Origin of the sequence: Aliihoeflea sp. 40Bstr573, from assembly GCF_024105655.1 — a bacterium.
In the GTDB taxonomy this organism is placed as follows: domain Bacteria; phylum Pseudomonadota; class Alphaproteobacteria; order Rhizobiales; family Rhizobiaceae; genus Aliihoeflea.
Genome location: NZ_JAAAMH010000035.1, coordinates 1 through 15,254, shown reverse-complemented (window position 1 = coordinate 15,254; position 15,254 = coordinate 1). Strand labels below are relative to the sequence as shown.

The 15,254-nt window shown below is 63.5% G+C and carries 12 protein-coding genes, 1 tRNA gene and 3 pseudogenes; 10 read left to right on the top strand and 6 right to left on the bottom strand.

Annotated elements, in window-relative coordinates; genetic code table 11:
* The first annotated feature begins 50 nt into the window (after positions 1–50).
* A tRNA-Met gene (locus GTK01_RS20165) sits at positions 51–127 on the top strand.
* A gap of 43 nt (positions 128–170) precedes the next feature.
* Complete coding sequence (locus GTK01_RS20160) at positions 171–317, top strand: hypothetical protein (protein WP_252929522.1); 147 nt, start codon at positions 171–173, stop codon at positions 315–317.
* 381 nt (positions 318–698) lie between these two features.
* On the opposite strand, the pseudogene GTK01_RS20155 reads toward GTK01_RS20160, so the two are convergent.
* Together GTK01_RS20155 and GTK01_RS20150 are read right to left on the bottom strand one after the other, a co-directional pair.
* Positions 699–1,736, bottom strand: a pseudogene (locus GTK01_RS20155) (recombinase family protein); the annotation flags it as partial.
* 19 nt (positions 1,737–1,755) lie between these two features.
* Complete coding sequence (locus GTK01_RS20150) at positions 1,756–1,947, bottom strand: hypothetical protein (protein ID WP_252929521.1); 192 nt, start codon at positions 1,945–1,947, stop codon at positions 1,756–1,758.
* A 303-nt stretch (positions 1,948–2,250) separates the two neighbouring features.
* Here GTK01_RS20150 and GTK01_RS20145 point away from each other — a divergent pair, with 303 nt between their 5' ends.
* From GTK01_RS20145 to GTK01_RS20130, 4 genes are all read left to right on the top strand, one after another.
* The gene (locus tag GTK01_RS20145) at positions 2,251–2,550 is read left to right on the top strand and encodes a DUF1778 domain-containing protein (RefSeq protein WP_252929518.1); all 300 of its coding nucleotides are present in this window, start codon (positions 2,251–2,253) and stop codon (positions 2,548–2,550) included.
* A gap of 4 nt (positions 2,551–2,554) precedes the next feature.
* Positions 2,555–3,064 carry a GNAT family N-acetyltransferase gene (locus GTK01_RS20140; protein ID WP_252929516.1) on the top strand — a complete coding sequence of 170 codons (510 nt, stop codon included), beginning with the start codon at positions 2,555–2,557 and terminating at the stop codon, positions 3,062–3,064.
* Positions 3,065–3,398: 334 nt separating this feature from the next.
* Positions 3,399–4,520, top strand: coding sequence for a DUF4297 domain-containing protein (locus GTK01_RS20135; RefSeq protein ID WP_252929514.1), 1,122 nt, complete (start codon positions 3,399–3,401; stop codon positions 4,518–4,520).
* Complete coding sequence (locus GTK01_RS20130) at positions 4,517–6,205, top strand: hypothetical protein (protein ID WP_252929512.1); 1,689 nt, start codon at positions 4,517–4,519, stop codon at positions 6,203–6,205. Before GTK01_RS20135 ends, GTK01_RS20130 begins: the two co-directional genes overlap by 4 nt.
* A gap of 204 nt (positions 6,206–6,409) precedes the next feature.
* Here the strand turns inward: GTK01_RS20130 and GTK01_RS20125 are convergent, their stop codons facing one another.
* Positions 6,410–6,631, bottom strand: a complete 222-nt coding sequence (locus GTK01_RS20125; protein WP_252929510.1) for a hypothetical protein — start codon at positions 6,629–6,631, stop codon at positions 6,410–6,412.
* Between the two features lie 20 nt (positions 6,632–6,651).
* Complete coding sequence (locus GTK01_RS20120) at positions 6,652–7,341, bottom strand: SOS response-associated peptidase (RefSeq protein ID WP_252929524.1); 690 nt, start codon at positions 7,339–7,341, stop codon at positions 6,652–6,654.
* Between the two features lie 162 nt (positions 7,342–7,503).
* Here GTK01_RS20120 and GTK01_RS20115 point away from each other — a divergent pair, with 162 nt between their 5' ends.
* The 3 genes from GTK01_RS20115 to GTK01_RS20105 are packed head-to-tail and all read left to right on the top strand — an operon-like array spanning position 7,504 to position 12,879.
* A complete protein-coding gene (locus tag GTK01_RS20115; protein ID WP_252929508.1) occupies positions 7,504–8,265 on the top strand; it encodes an ImuA family protein in 762 nt (253 codons plus the stop codon).
* A complete protein-coding gene (locus GTK01_RS20110; protein ID WP_252929506.1) occupies positions 8,180–9,703 on the top strand; it encodes a DNA polymerase Y family protein in 1,524 nt (507 codons plus the stop codon). Before GTK01_RS20115 ends, GTK01_RS20110 begins: the two co-directional genes overlap by 86 nt.
* Positions 9,700–12,879, top strand: a complete 3,180-nt coding sequence (locus GTK01_RS20105; RefSeq protein ID WP_252929504.1) for an error-prone DNA polymerase — start codon at positions 9,700–9,702, stop codon at positions 12,877–12,879. The genes GTK01_RS20110 and GTK01_RS20105 overlap by 4 nt, the downstream gene beginning before the upstream one ends.
* Before the next feature lie 64 nt (positions 12,880–12,943).
* On the opposite strand, the gene GTK01_RS20100 is transcribed toward GTK01_RS20105, so the two are convergent.
* Positions 12,944–13,831: a hypothetical protein gene (locus GTK01_RS20100; protein ID WP_199259163.1), complete on the bottom strand. Its 888-nt coding sequence runs from the start codon at positions 13,829–13,831 to the stop codon at positions 12,944–12,946.
* A gap of 309 nt (positions 13,832–14,140) precedes the next feature.
* On the opposite strand from GTK01_RS20100, the pseudogene GTK01_RS20095 reads away from it, so the two are divergent.
* Positions 14,141–14,875: pseudogene (locus GTK01_RS20095) on the top strand (ArdC family protein); the annotation flags it as partial.
* Positions 14,876–15,150: 275 nt separating this feature from the next.
* Here GTK01_RS20095 and GTK01_RS20090 read toward each other — a convergent pair.
* A pseudogene (locus GTK01_RS20090) lies at positions 15,151–15,254 on the bottom strand (IS5/IS1182 family transposase); the annotation flags it as partial.

Below are 15,254 nucleotides of genomic sequence, written 5' to 3'. Positions count from 1 at the left end.
CATTCGGACAAGCAGCCCGGATGACTGGCAAAAAAGCCAGACAATGGTGACGCGGGGTGGAGCAGCCCGGTAGCTCGTCAGGCTCATAACCTGAAGGTCGCAGGTTCAAATCCTGCCCCCGCAACCATCTTTACTTGCGCCCCCGTAGCAGCCGCTGCGGGGTTTTTGCTTTGCGTGGAAATCGTAAGGATTCCAGCCAGATCGCCCTGAACATCGATCTCCACCTTGCCGTCCACCGGCGTCAGCACGATCTTGTCCACCAGCGTGCGGATGGTATCTGCGGCCTCACACCGCTTCCCCTCGTCATCATCCTGTAGGGCCTCGTAGAGTTGCTGGACCCGCTTGCGGTATTGCAGCGCCATGCTCGGGTGCAACATGGGTGGCGGCTCGTCGGCTTCGGCCAGGAACGACTCCAGTTCCCGCTTCCGCTTCTCCAGCGTCACCATCTTCGCGTTGATCGCGTCAGCGGCGCCACCCTTCAGAATCAGATTGAGAAGGGTGTCGAGTTCCCGGTCGATCCTCCCGATCTCGGCCTCCGCCGAGGCGATTCCGGCGCGGCCTTCCATACGGAGGCGGTTCATCTCCTGTGTGAAGACCTCGCAGAAATGGGCGAAGAGCTCCGGATCGACGAGTTTGGTACGCAGTGCGTTCAGCACGCGCGATTCCAGCTCGTCGCGGCGGATGTTGACCCGGTTGTTGCAGGTGCCCTTGTTGCGGGCTGTCGAGCAGCCGATCAACGTGGCCGAAATCGCGGAATAGCCGCCTCCGCAGCAGGCGCATTTGGTCAGGCCCGAGAAGAGGTATCTGGGGCGGCGCCGGTGGTTCACGGTGCGGACGTCGGCCATGCCGCTGTTATCGCGCGCGAGCGTATTCTTCTCCTGCCGCGCTTTGACGGCGTTCCAGAGTTCGTCATCGAGGATGCGAAGCTCGGGCGCTTCCTGGATAACCCATTCCGATTCCGGGTTGGGGCGGGCCTGCCGCTTGCCGGTGTTCGGATCCTTGACGAAGCGCTGCCGGTTCCAGACGATCTTGCCGATATACATCTCGTTGTTGAGGATGCCGTTGCCGCGCTTGGGGTTGCCGTTGATCGTGCTAAAGCCCCAGTCGCCGCCTGACGGAGCGGGAATGCCGTCCTTGTTGAGGGCGACGGCGATGGTCTTGGCCGATTTGCCGGCGGCATAGTCGCGGAAGATGCGGCGCACGAGTTCGGCCTGGAATTCGTTGATGGTGCGATCGCCGCGGATCGGCTCGCCGTTCGCATCGAACTTCTTGACCACATCGTACCCATAGGCATTGCCGCCACCCGATTTGCCTGCCTCGACGCGGCCACGCTGTCCGCGGCGGGTCTTGTCGGCCAGATCCTTCAGGAACAGTGCGTTCATCGTGCCCTTGAGGCCGACATGCAGATGCGTCACCTCGCCTTCCGACAGGGTGAACATCTTCACATCCGCATAGGACATGCGTTTGAATATCCCCGCGATGTCCTCCTGATCGCGGGAGAGGCGGTCCATCGCTTCGGCCAGGATCAGGTCGAAGCGACCGCCCATGGCATCGGCGAGCAATGCCTGAATGCCCGGCCGGATCAGTGAGGCGCCGGAGATGGCGTGGTCGGTATATTCCTCGATGATTTGCCAGCCCTGCTTCTCGGCATGGAGGCGGCACATTCGAAGCTGGTCGGCGATGGATGCATCACGTTGATTATCGGAGGAATAGCGGGCGTAGATTGCGACCTTCAATGCACTTCTCCCAAAAGCATCAGGAGGTGCGCTTCCTCCTTTGCCTCGACAACTTCACTTCCTCTGCATAGCACTCCCGTGCCGCCTGCCTCGCCAAGATGCCGACCAGTTGCAGAAGCCGTGGGTCGGGGTTGCCGCGCGGCGTGAATGTCAGATCCGATTCGTCCAGCAACAAGGATTCGAGCAGCGCTTCGCGCTTCTCTCCTGTCATCTTTGCTGTGTTTGCTGGGGCTCGCAAGGTCATGACTTGCAGCATTGGCCCAGGAGGCAGCATAAGCAACGGAAATTGCCGCCGAATATTCGGCGGCGATTGGCGCTGCCAAGCGCGTTTTGGCATGGCCCGGTGTAGCCTGGCGAGCCGTGGCATAGCGAAATAACCTATCGGAATCTTTGCCTGAACCGGTCATCATCCGCCGCGGCGCCCCTTCCCGTGAGGTCGTTGTGTGTTGAGACAACCATAACGTATTGCAATTGGCGATACAAGTCGCTATATTCCGCCCAAAGGAGTTAAGCCATGATCAGCACCACTGAGCGCAAGGAATATCCGATCTCGATGCGCCTGCCCGAGGCGGATGTCGCAATGATCGACCGCGCCGCCAGCCTTCGCGGCCGCTCGCGGACCGACTTCGTGCGCGACGCTGCCGTGCGCGCGGCCGAGGAAGTCGTCATGGAGCAGGGGCTGATCCGGATGAGCCCGGAAGGCTTCGCCCAGTTCATGGACGTGCTGGCGCGTCCCGCCGCTCTGGTTCCGGAGATGGTGGAAGTGTTGAAGCGCCCCGCGCCGTGGGAGCCTGGTTACCAGGCAAAGCGGTGACCCCTTGCTGTTATCCGGCCCTGAACCGCTTGACCCCACTCACGATGTTTCCGACTTCTCCTGTGGCAAGCCCACGCTTGACCACTGGCTGAAGACGCGCGCGCTCGCCAACCAGCAAAAGGGCTTCACCGCCGTCCTCGTGGTGCATGAGGCCGGGCGCGTGGTCGGCTATTACGGCCTCGCGCCCACGGCCGTCGTGCCTTCGGTTCTGCCGCGCAAGGTCAGGACGGGTCAGCCGCCGAACCCGGTGCCCTGCATGCTGCTCGGCCAACTCGCAATCGACACCGGACGGGCAGGGTTGGGCATCGGCACCGGTCTATTAAAGCATGCCCTCCAGCGCTGCGTTCAGGCCGCTTCGCTGATCGGCGGGCGGGCCCTGATGGTCAACGCCGTCGATGGGGAGGCTGCCGAATTCTGGAAGCGGCGTGGCTTCGAACCGTCCAGGGACGATCCCCTGGTCCTGTTCCGCTCGATCAGTGACATTGCAGCCTCGCTTGGTGAGGCCGGAGGGTGAAGCCTCGCTAGCTGCCTGACCCGTCCTCAGGCGGACGGACCAGAAAAGTAGACGTCGCTTCGAAGATTGGAGAATGGCTGGACATGGTCAGACTGCAAGGTCGTCGTCGCCATGATTGCAGCAGGAGCAAGCGTGCGGCGCCGCCAACGAAACGAGCGCCCCGTCCCGAGCGCCGCCACCACACCATTGCTTTCGTCTGTACTCACTCAACTAGCGTCAGGACGGGACACCAGTTAGAGCCAGAACTACATGGTCTTGGCAGTTTCCGTCGTCGCGCTATTCTTGCGCTGAGCGTCGTTATCTTAAATAGTCAGATGGTTAGGGGGAATCATCAATGTCACTTGCGAAAAGGCTCATTGAGCACCCGCAACGGGAAGTCGGTGGCAGCCTTGCGCAGGAACGCTTCGACTATCAAGCGCTTTGGGGACTAGCTCTCATCTTTTCCAATCACGAGAAGAGTGAGGACTACGCCATCGCATTCGAATTTCACGATGATGTTGTTCTCCTTGACAGCGCCAACGCGCCGGTGAGCGTTCGCTTCTATCAGGTCAAGACCAAGGACAAGGGTCACTGGACGCTGACCGATCTTTTTCGGCGGCCCGCGCTCAAAAAGGGTCAGAAAGAAGAGGACCGCCCGCTCTCCTTCATGGGCAAGCTGTTCTCAAACTATGACGCTTTTCCAGACGACACGGTATCAATGAGCTTCGTGTCGAACGTGCCTCTAGAATTTGCCGGGGCGAACCAAGACATAGCCTTCAAAGATTGCGGCAGCGACACCTTTGCTAAGTTCCTGAAGCGCCTTCAGACCGAGCATGGATCCGCCACTAAGGATCAGGCCGGCCTGATGCATTTCGTGAAGGCAGATCTGAGCCTCCACGACGCGTCGACCCATGCGAAGGGCAAGCTCAACAACTTTGTCGTCAAGGCGCATGGCGAGGTTGCGTACAACCTCGATGGGTTGTACCGGGCGGTAGTCGAAGACTGTAGGACTCGGTCGAAATTTACCGGCGAAATCAAAAGTTTCGAGGATTTGATCCGGTACAAGGCAATTTGTCGTGCCGACGTGGACAATTGGCTGGCCGCGGTGGGAACGCAGGCGAAGTTTCCCGAATGGAGTGAGGTTGCGGCGGATCTCACCTACGACACCATGAAGAAGATGCGGCTTCGCGCCGAATGGATGAAATATCGCCCTAAGGTGCTCGACGCCGGCGACGAAGGAATCCGGTCGGTCCGCCGCGACATCAGATCGGCTCTGGGCTCTGTCACTGGGGGCGGGATGGCGCTCACGGAACTCGCGGAAGCCGTGTTGGCGATCGTCAGGCATGCCGCAGTCAAGCATCTGTCGCCCTGCCCGGATGACAGGCTAATCGTCATGATCCTCTACGAGGTATTCCAGTATGGAGAGACAGGACAACTTCAAAGCCCTGATCAGAAGCCTTCGGATCAAGCGGAATGAAAAACTTAAGATTTCAAAGCCTGCTTTTGCTGTCCAAAAAGGAGAAAGCGGCCAGAAAGATAGCGTTCGATCCGAAGGCGACGCTGATCCTCGGCGAGAATGACACCGGAAAGTCTTCGCTGATCAAGGCGATCTACGCCACGTTCGGCGCCGACCCCGCCGTCGTCCATCCTGATTGGAAGTCGCTGGGCGTCGCCTCGGTTGTAGAGTTCGACGTCGACGATGTGGTGTACCGGCTCCTGCGGTCGTCGAATATTTTCGCGCTGTTCGCACAAGATGGGACGAAGCTCTGGAGCGTGTCCGGCGTCACCTCCAACCTGGCGCCGCAGCTGGCCGACATCCTCGGCATCAAGCTACGAATGCAGTCACGCGAAGGCGAGTTCGTCATCCCGCCGCCGGCCTATTTCTTCTCGCCCTTCTATGTCGACCAAGATGCTGGCTGGCAACGAAACTGGAGTTCGTTCGCCAGTATGCAGCAGTTCGAAAAGTACCGGCAGAGCCTGGCGCTGTTCCACGCCGGGGTCCGGCCCAACGAGTATTATGCCGCGCAAGCGGCCAAAATCGAAGCAGACCGTGCGAAAGCGGAACTGTCCAAAGAGCGCGATGCGCTTGAACGCGCGGCGAGGCGACTTCAGGTTGGCCGAAAGGGGTTGGTGGTTGACCTCAAGCCGGAGGACTTCGGCGATCGGATCGATGAACTCACTCGGCGCGCGTCCGTACTCCGAGAAAAGCAGGATGAGGTTAAGATCAAGCTGGCGGCACTCCATTCGACGCGCGCCATGCTGGTTGAGCAAACCCAGATTGCGAGCGCATCGCTTGCTGAACTCGACGCGGATTTCGCGTTCCTGCGGAAATTTCCGGACGCCGAAATCGCCTGCCCGACCTGCGGAACGCTTCATCTCAACGACTTCACGAACAAGTTCTCGCTGATCGCGGATGTCGACGCCTGCCGGAGCTTTCTCCTTGAATCGCGTCAGGACCTCGCTCGGGTCGAGCAGGATATCGTGATCGAGAAACAGCGTTTCACCTCGTTTGACCAAGACATCGACGCCATCGAGGCAATTCTCAACGAAACCAAGGGCGACCTGCGTCTCCGCGACATTCTTGAGAGCGAGAGCGAGCGCCTCGTTGATGAGGCGTTCGCCAGTGAGCGCCGCGCAATCGACTTAGCCTCAGGTGAGCGCGGCGGCGAGGCTGAGACGGCCAATGCAATCATGAAAAGTTACTCCGATCGCAAGCGCGAGAAGAGCATCAAAGACTTCTTCGCTGAGAAGCTTCACCGCTTTGCCCGTCACCTCCAGGTACCCACGCTCCCCGACAGCTTCTTCAAATCACTCTATGCCAACCCACCAGAGACGGGCAGCGACCAGCCACGAGCATTGCTCGCCTACTATTACGCATTCGCGCATACCGTGCGGGAATATTCGTCTGCACTGTCGGCTCCCCTGGTCATCGACAGTCCGGTCCAGCAGGATCAAGATCCTGCCAATGCCGAGCGGATCATGCAGTTTGCGGTCGATAACGTGCCGGACGGGATGCAGCTCATCCTAGGTTCGGTCAGACTCCACAATGCAAGCTATGCAGGCAAGCGCATTGAGCTAGTAGACAAAAGGCGCCTACTACGCGCCGAGGAGTTCGACGCCGTAGATCAGGAATTCGAACCACTTCTCAACGGCCTACTTTAGCGGGATGCGAGCAGTTGGCCACCTGAACCGCGCCGAAGGCTTATGACCTGCGACCCGCTACCGGTTGTCTATCATGGCCGCCCCGCAATTCGCACGTCGATGACCGGCTCATCCCAGCTGCGCGCCACTTGTCTATCACGGCCTGAAACTGGGGTTCGGCGAATTAGGTCTGGAACGTGTAGAGGCGATTGACGACTTGGCGCATCAGGTCGCGCATCTCATCGTCGTCGAGCCGAGACACGCTTCCCCAAGGGTACGATTACCGTCTGCGTCGATGGCGAAGACATCGGAATAGTCGCAGGTCTTCGTGACCGGGACCGGGACCGGCCCGGCGTGCAGGTCCTCCAGCATGCTGTTGCGGACGCAGATCATCGCCATCGCCTTGGCGAGCGTGGCCGCTAACTGCTCTTCTTCCTTCCGGCCCATTTCGTCCGCCGGATCATTGTTCAGATGCCCGGCAGCTTGCCAGTGGCGGCTGCGCTGTCTGGCGTCTCCAGGATCACCAGCCGCTCGTCGGCCAGCGGCCGTTGCAGCGCCTTGGCTTCCTTCCAATCGGCCGTCAACCAGGTTTCGACTTCGTAGCGGCTCGTCAGGATGACGGGCATGGCCTTCGGATGGATCGGCCTCACCACGCCGTTCGGCTCGGTGGTCAGGAAGGCGAACAGTTGATGATCACCCGCGCGCGGGGTGCGGTTCGAGCCGCGGGTTCCGCGCCACGGCGTCCAGATCCCCGCGAAGAAGAACAGGGGCTGGGTCTCGTCGAGGGCGAACCAGTGCAGCGGTTTGCGCTTCGTGACCGGATCGGGCTTCTGCCCATATTCCGAGAAGGCGCTCGCCGGGACCACGCAACGATGCTCGACGCCGAGCCATTTCCGCCAGTGAGGACTGCCCGTGTTGCGGATATTGGTGACGCCGGTGTCCGGTGCGTCGCGGGATTTCAGATATTCGATGGGCGTGGGCATGCCCCAGGTCAGGGAGGCCAGTTCCCGCGCGCCATCGATGTTGCGCACGACCGGCGCCGGCCGGTCGGGATAGACATCGATCGACGGCTCCAGATTGCCGATGCTGTCATGGGTGGCGGCCACGAAATCCCTGATCGCCTGCTGGTTGGTCGTAATGCGATAGAGGTTGCACATGCCCCGCCACTCTCCTTGCGAATACTCTACGCCACCATAGGACATCGCGCTCCGTCGATCACTTCTTGGATGGCCGAGATTGACTCTCGACCCGCAAGAGAACAAATAAAGAACATAGCAGCGAAATCGACCAGTGCAAAGCCCCGGAGACGCCATCTTCATATGCCCAACCGTGCCGACAGCCCAGCCATTGCCGAACTGCGGGCGCGCATTGCGCGGCTCGAAGGCAATGGCGCGCGTGCGCACGAGGTACTGCCCTTCGGGATCGCGCCACTGGACCGCAAGCTGCCCGGTGGCGGGCTGGCGCTCGGCTGCCTGCATGAAGTCGCCGGTGGCGGCAACGGAGCGGTGGATGGCGCGGCAGCGGCCTGCTTCACGGCCGGGATCGCCGCCCGCACCACCGGGCAGGTGCTCTGGTGCGTGGCGCTTCAGGATCTTTTCGCGCCTGGGCTGGAGCAGGCCGGATTGCCGCCTGGCCGGGTGATCTTCGTCGAAGCCGGGGACGACAAGGCGACTCTCGCCTGCATGGAGGAAGGGCTGCGGCATGGCGGGTTGGGGGCGGTTGTCGGCGATGTCGCGCGCCTGCCGATGACCGCCTCGCGGCGACTGCATCTCGCGGCGAAAGGCTCGGCGACCCTCTGCATCGCGCTGCGTCGCTGGCGGCGGCAGGCGGAGGCCAGCGATTTCGGTCAGCCGACGGCGGCCATGACCCGCTGGCGGATCTCGGCGCTGCCGTCCTCGCCCCTTCCGGTTCCCGGTGTCGGGCGGCCGCGCTGGCTCGTTGAGCTGATCCGGGCGCGAGCGGGCGAATGTCTCGATATCGAACTGGAGGCGTGCGATGGCTCGGGTCATCTCCGTCTTCCTGCCGAACTGGCCGATAGACCGGTTGCGGCGGAAGGCGGGCGACACAGCGCCGCCCGGTGAGGTGCCGCTGGTCATCGCCGGAAGGGAGAAGAACCGCCGGGTGGTGACGGCGGCCGATCCGGCCGCACGGGCGCTCGGCCTGCGTCAAGGCATGCCCGTCACCAAGGCCCAGGCGATGGTGCCCGGCCTCCATATCGAGCCCGCCGATCCGCGGGCCGATCAGGACAGTCTCGAACGTCTCGCGCTCTGGGTACTGCAACGCTTCTCGCCGATCGTCGCTGTCGACACGCCGGACGGGATCGTGATCGATGCGACCGGTGCCGATCATCTCCATGGCGGTGAAGCGGCCATGCTTGAGGCGCTGACCGGACGGCTCGTCATGGCCGGTGTCACCACCCGCGCCGCTATCGCCGATAGCTGGGGTGCGGCCCATGCGCTGGCGCGCTATGCGGCCAATCCGCTGTTTGTCGCTCCTCCCGGCGAAACCGGCTCGATCCTCGCGCCGCTTCCGCTGCAAGCCCTGCGTCTGCCGCCTGCGATCGCAGCGGGGCTGTACGATCTCGGCTTCGTCCGCATCGGCGACATGATCGGTCAGCCGCGCGCGCCTTTGACCCGACGCTTCGGCCCCGAGCTCTGCCGGCGTCTCGACCAGGCCCTGGGGGCGGCCGCAGAGCCCATCGAACCAATCCGGCCCGAGGAGCTGGTCTCGGTTCGCCGCGTCTTCGCAGAGCCCATCGGCGCCGCCGAGACCATCGCGCGCTATATTCGCAAGCTGGTCATGGCGCTCTGCGAGGCGCTCGAGGGGCGGGGTCTTGGCGCGCGCCGTCTCGACCTGCTCTGCCACCGGGTCGACAACCGGATCGAGACGGTGCGCATCGGCCTGGCCATGCCGGTGCGGGATTCCGCGCGCCTGACCCGGCTTCTCTGCGACAGGATCGAGACCATCGCGCCGGGCTTCGGCATCGAGATCATGTCGCTGACCGCCACCCTTGCCGAACCCCTGCCTTTGCGGCAGGCGGCCAGCAGCCTGATCGAGGAGGGCGCGCCGGATCTGTCCGGCCTGATCGACACGCTGGCCAATCGGGTCGGCGCGCGGGCGGTCTATCGTTTCGCGCCGGTGGCGAGCGATGTGCCCGAGCGCTCGGTCCGTCGTCTGCCGGCACTCGCCGAGGATACGGGTGCGGGCTGGCCCGACCATTGGCCGCGCCCTTCGCGGCTGCTCTCCCGGCCGGAGCCGATCGAGACCATGGCGCTCCTGCCGGACCATCCGCCGAACTGGTTCTCCTGGAAGGGCGTGCGTCGCCGGGTTCGCCGGGCCGACGGGCCGGAGCGCATCTTCGGGGAATGGTGGAAGCGCGATGCCGAGCTGATCGCGGTGCGGGACTATTTCCGGGTCGAGGACGATGCCGGCGAACGCTTCTGGATCTTCCGCTCCGGCGATGGCGAGGATGCCGCCACCGGCTCGCATTGCTGGTTCCTGCACGGGATTTTCGGATGAGCGCGCCCGCCTACGCCGAATTGCAGGTGACGTCGAATTTCTCCTTCCTGCGCGGAGCCTCCGCGGCCGAGGAGCTGTTCGCTGCCGCCGCGGCGATGGGGATCGAGGCCATGGCCGTGACCGATCGCAACACGCTGGCCGGTATCGTGCGCGCCCATGAGGCGGCGAAGGAGGCGGGCGTGCGGCTGATCGTCGGCTGCCGCCTCGATCTCGTCTGCGGCATGTCGGCGCTGGTCTATCCGACCGACCGGGCGGCCTGGTCGCGGCTCTGCCGACTCCTGTCGCTGGGCAAGGGGCGGGCGGGCAAGGCGCGCTGTCATCTCGAATGGGACGATCTCACCGCCTATGGCGAAGGGCTGATCGCGGTCCTCGTGCCGGACCTTGCCGACGAGACCTGCGGTTTGCGCCTGAGGCGCCTGCGCGACTCTTTCGGCGATCGCGCCTATCTCGGCCTGACGCTGCGGCGGCGGCCCAATGACCAGATGCGCCTCTGGGAGCTGTCGACGCTCGCCGCGCGGATCGGCGTGCCCACCGTCGTGACCAATGACGTGCTCTTCCACGAACCCGGCCGCCGCATCCTGCAGGATGTCGTCACCGCGATCCGCCACAATGTCACCGTCGATGCGCTCGGCGCCCGGCGCGAGCGCCATGCCGACCGCTATCTGAAGCCGCCCGCCGAAATGCACCGGCTCTTCGCGCGCTGGCCCGAGGCTTTGGCCCGGACGCGTGAGATCGCGGATCGCTGCCGCTTCTCGCTCGACGAGCTGCGCTATCAATATCCCGAAGAGCGCGACGATCAGGCGCTGACCCCGCAGGAAACCCTGGAGCGGCTGACCTGGGAGGGCGCCGCACACCGCTATCCCGAGGGCGTGCCCGAGGAGGTGACCGCCGCGCTGGAGCATGAGCTGGCCCTGATCGGCAAGCTCGATTACGCGCCCTACTTCCTCACGGTGAACAGCATCGTCCGCTTCGCCCGGTCGCGCGGCATCCTCTGCCAGGGGCGCGGATCGGCGGCGAACTCGGCCGTCTGCTATGTGCTCGGCATCACCGCGATCGATCCCGGCCGCAACGATCTCCTGTTCGAGCGCTTCGTCTCCGAGGAGCGCCGCGAGCCGCCCGATATCGACGTGGATTTCGAGCATGAGCGGCGCGAGGAGGTGATCCAGTGGGTCTATGAGCATTACGGCCGCGAGCGCGCCGCTCTGACCGCCACCGTCATCCGCTATCGCTCCAAGGGCGCGCTGCGGGACGTGGGCAAGGCCCTGGGGCTTCCCGAAGACCTGATCCAGACGCTGTCCGGCCAGCTCTGGGGCGGGTCCGAGGCTGGTGTCACCGAGCAGCAGCTCCGCGATCTCAACCTCAATCCGGAGGATCGCCGGTTGCGCCTGACGCTCGAACTGGCCGCCCAGCTTCGCGGCGCGCCGCGGCATCTGTCGCAGCATCCGGGCGGTTTCGTGCTGACCCATGACCGGCTCGACGATCTCGTGCCCATCGAGCCCGCGGCGATGGAGGGGCGCCAGATCATCGAATGGGACAAGGACGATATCGACGCGCTGCGCTTCATGAAGGTCGATGTCCTGGCGCTCGGCATGCTGAGTTGCATGCGCCGGGGGCTGGACCTGTTGGCCGAGCACAAGGATATCCACCTCGATCTGGCGTCGATCCCGGCCGAGGATCCGCGCACCTATGCGATGATCCGCAAAGCCGATACGCTCGGCACCTTCCAGATCGAGAGCCGGGCGCAGATGTCGATGCTGCCGCGCTTGAAACCCCGGACCTGTTACGACCTGGTGGTGCAGGTCGCGATCGTGCGGCCGGGGCCGATCCAGGGCGATATGGTTCATCCCTATCTGCGCCGGCGCGAGGGCCTGGAAGAGGTCGATTATCCCCGGCCCGAGCTGGAGAAGGTGCTGGGAAAGACGCTCGGCGTGCCGCTGTTCCAGGAACAGGCGATGCGCGTCGCCATCGAATGCGCGGGCTTTACCGCGGGCGAGGCCGATCTCCTGCGCAAGAGCATGGCGACCTTCAAACATACCGGCGGCGTCTCGAAGTTCCGCGACCGGCTGATCTCGGGGATGATCGCGCGCGGCTATGAGGAGCCGTTCGCGGCCCGGACCTTCCAGCAGCTCGAAGGCTTCGGCTCCTATGGTTTTCCCGAAAGCCATGCGGCGAGCTTCGCGCTGATCGCTTATGCCTCGGCCTGGCTCAAATGCTGGCACCCGGATGTCTTCTGCGCCGCGCTCCTCAACGCCCAGCCCATGGGCTTTTATGCGCCGGCCCAGATCGTGCGCGACGCCCGCGAGCATGGGGTGGAGGTCCGCCCGGTCTGCATCAATGCCTCCCGCTGGGATTGCACGCTGGAGCCGACCGGCGACGAGAGCCGTCTCGCGGTCCGTCTTGGACTGCGAATGGTCAAGGGCCTCGCCAATGCCCATGCCGCCGCCATCGTGGCGGCGCGGGGCGATGAGAATTTCACCTCGATCGCCGATCTCTGGCGGCGGGCCGGCGTTCCCGTCGCGGCGCTCGATCAGATCGCCGCGGCCGATGGATTCCGTCCGGCTTTCGGCCTCGCCCGGCGCGAGGCGCAATGGGCCATCAAGGGGCTGCGCGACGAGGAACTGCCGCTCTTCGCCGCCGCCTCGGACCGTGAGGGGCGGACCGTTCCGGAACTCGACGAGCCTGCGATCGCGCTGAGAGCGATGCCCGCCGGTCGCGAGGTGGTCGAGGATTACGGGCATATCGGCCTGTCGCTGCGCCGCCATCCGGTCTCCTTCCTGCGCGAGGACCTGGCGAAGCGCCGGATCGTCAGCTGCGCCGAGGCGATGGCGGCGCGCGACCGGCGCTGGCTGGAGGCGGCAGGGATCGTCCTGGTGCGCCAACGCCCCGGCTCGGCTAATGGCGTCATGTTCGTCACGCTCGAGGACGAGACCGGCATCGCCAATCTCGTCGTGTGGCAAAAGGTCTTCGAGCGCTATCGGCGGGTCATTCTCTCATCGAGCATGATCGCCGTGAGGGGCCGCGTTCAGCGCGAGGGCGAGGTCGTGCATCTTGTCGCCCATCGGATCGTCGATCTGTCGCGGGATCTGGCGAGTGTCGGGCAGCGCGAGGCGGCTGCGGCCGAGAAGCAGGGGCCGGTGGCCGGCGGCATCAGGGTGAAGGCGCGGGATTTCCGGTAAAGCCGGTGGCTTTGACAGAAGGCGGTATCGGTTCGAACCAAGGAATCGGCTTGCCTCTCGGGGATCACAGATCTTCTGGCCCGATCGACCATTCTGCGATTTCTCTATCGATCAATCGCCATTGTTCTGCAAGGTCGGCAAGGTCGGCGGTGTCTACAACAGGATGATCGAGGCCCTCGAATTGGTCACCGAGATATGTGGCGAGGCCCGCACCGCCTTCGTTGGCGAACCACACTCCGACCAGATCCGCGATTTCCTTCAACTGCCTGAGAGTCTTTTCAGCATCGCGAATGTCGAAATCACCAAGCTCCCTGTCCTGCCGACTTTGCTTGTTCCCGGCATGAGCAACATGCGAGTTAACGTGCTCGGCAATTCGATCAAGGCGGGCAAGCCGAGTTTCGATCTTCTCGAAGACCGTGTCCGAGATCAGATTGCTCGGGTTACGCTCTGACGCAGAAACGCCGCTCAAAACATCGAAATGCCGATGCGCGGCCTCACTTTTCATGAGCTCTGGATCGCCCCACACCGGACGCCCCTTCGCGGCGACGAGGTGGTCATGTTGTTCTTGATGCAGGCGATCGAGATCGTATTGCGCGTCAAGCACTTTCTCGACGTAGATTCTCCTGGTCAACCAGTTTTGGCTCGCTTTCACGTCGTTGACGACAGATCGGATCGAGTAAACTCCCTTGGGGCCTTTTATCGGGGCCTTATCGAGAAGTCGGCGAGTGCCGAGAAGCAGGCTTGACCAGTATCCCTCGGAAACGAGATTGAACATCATCTGGTTAAGCGGGGGTCTCGAGCCTCTCTTCTCATTTGCAAGACGGACGATCCGAACCGTCGTGCGAAAGGCGGCGTAGTTCCAGAGCAGATCCTGAATGGCTCTGTGGATGCCCGTTGTCTCGTCGCGAAAAGCATCCCGCCACGCGGCGATGTGCTGGTCATGCTGCGTCATTAGTTTTCCAAGCCTGAGCGCCAAACTCACCTCATCATACCGGGAGACGCCAACACCGGCGACGGCTATTCGCTTCTGATTCTTCCTTCGCGCGGGCTCGTTTTATTGTTCCCGCGAATAAACGCGCATCTTGCCGTGGGCCTGAAGGGGGAAGGCCTTCCCCCCTGGCCGGCACTATCGTTGCCGGCGCACCCCCTTCAGCGGGGAGACCCCGCAACGCCCCCTGAGAGGGAGAGTGCGGACGGGTTTTCCGTGACGGGTTGAGGGCTGGAGGAGTGGCCTCCGGCGCCCGTCGCGGAGATCATCCCGATGGCCAGAAAGGACCGCGCTCGCCCAGGCGGCGCCCGCAGCAATCTCTATGACGACATCACCGACAAGATCATCGCCGAGCTGGAGGAAGGGCGGCTGCCCTGGGTCCAGCCCTGGGGGACGGCGGCGGCGAAGGCGCCGCTCGCCATGCCGAGGAATGCCGCGACCGCGCGGCAATATTCCGGGATCAATGTCCTCATCCTCTGGGGCGCAGTGGTCCAGCACGGCTATCCGACCCAGCATTGGCTCACCTTCCGGCAAGCACTCTCGCTGGGCGGAAATGTCCGCAAGGGCGAGCGCGGCACCACCGTCGTCTATGCCGACCGCTTCACGCCGGAGGACGAGAAGCGCCGCGCCCAGGAGTCGGGCGAAGAAGCCAGCAGCATACCGTTCCTGAAGCGCTTCACCGTGTTCAACGCGGCGCAATGCGAGGGCCTGCCCGAGGACATCGCCTTCGAGGCCCCGCCACCGCCGCCCGGCATGATCGAGCCGAAGGTCGAGGCGCTGATCGAGGCGACCGGGATCGATTTCCGCATCGGCGGGGATCGCGCCTTCTATGTTCCGGCGCTCGACTACGTGCAGGTGCCGCCTCCGGCCGCCTATTTCGAGCCGATCAACTGGCACAGGACGGCGCTCCACGAGATGGGGCATGCCACAGGCCATGCCTCGCGCTTGGGGCGGGATTTTTCGGGCAGCTTCGGCACGAAGAAATACGCCTTCGAGGAGCTGGTCGCCTTATCCTGACTCTGTAATCCTGTCTCAGAATCAGGCATGGAAGCGCCTCACCGACGGTTCCGGTGAAGCTCGTCAGACGTCCGGGTCAAGCGTTCCCGCAGCGAAGCGAGGACAACGCTTTACGCGGCGGCGGCTCCACAAGCTTGTTCATGGGGTGCAGGCTTAGTCCTGCACCCCTGCCACGCGGCGAGCGGGAGAGCGCGAGGGGAACCCCTCGCACATAAGACAATAACTTGCGCCGAAGGCGCTCCGCTTAGAGTCCGTGCCGAAACTGCTCATGAGTGGCGTGCGATGCGTCTGACGAGGATCATGACGGCAGCGGCGTAGAGGAAAGCCGTTGCGGACCCGATGGTCGCTTCGGCGTCCTTCCATAGGCGCC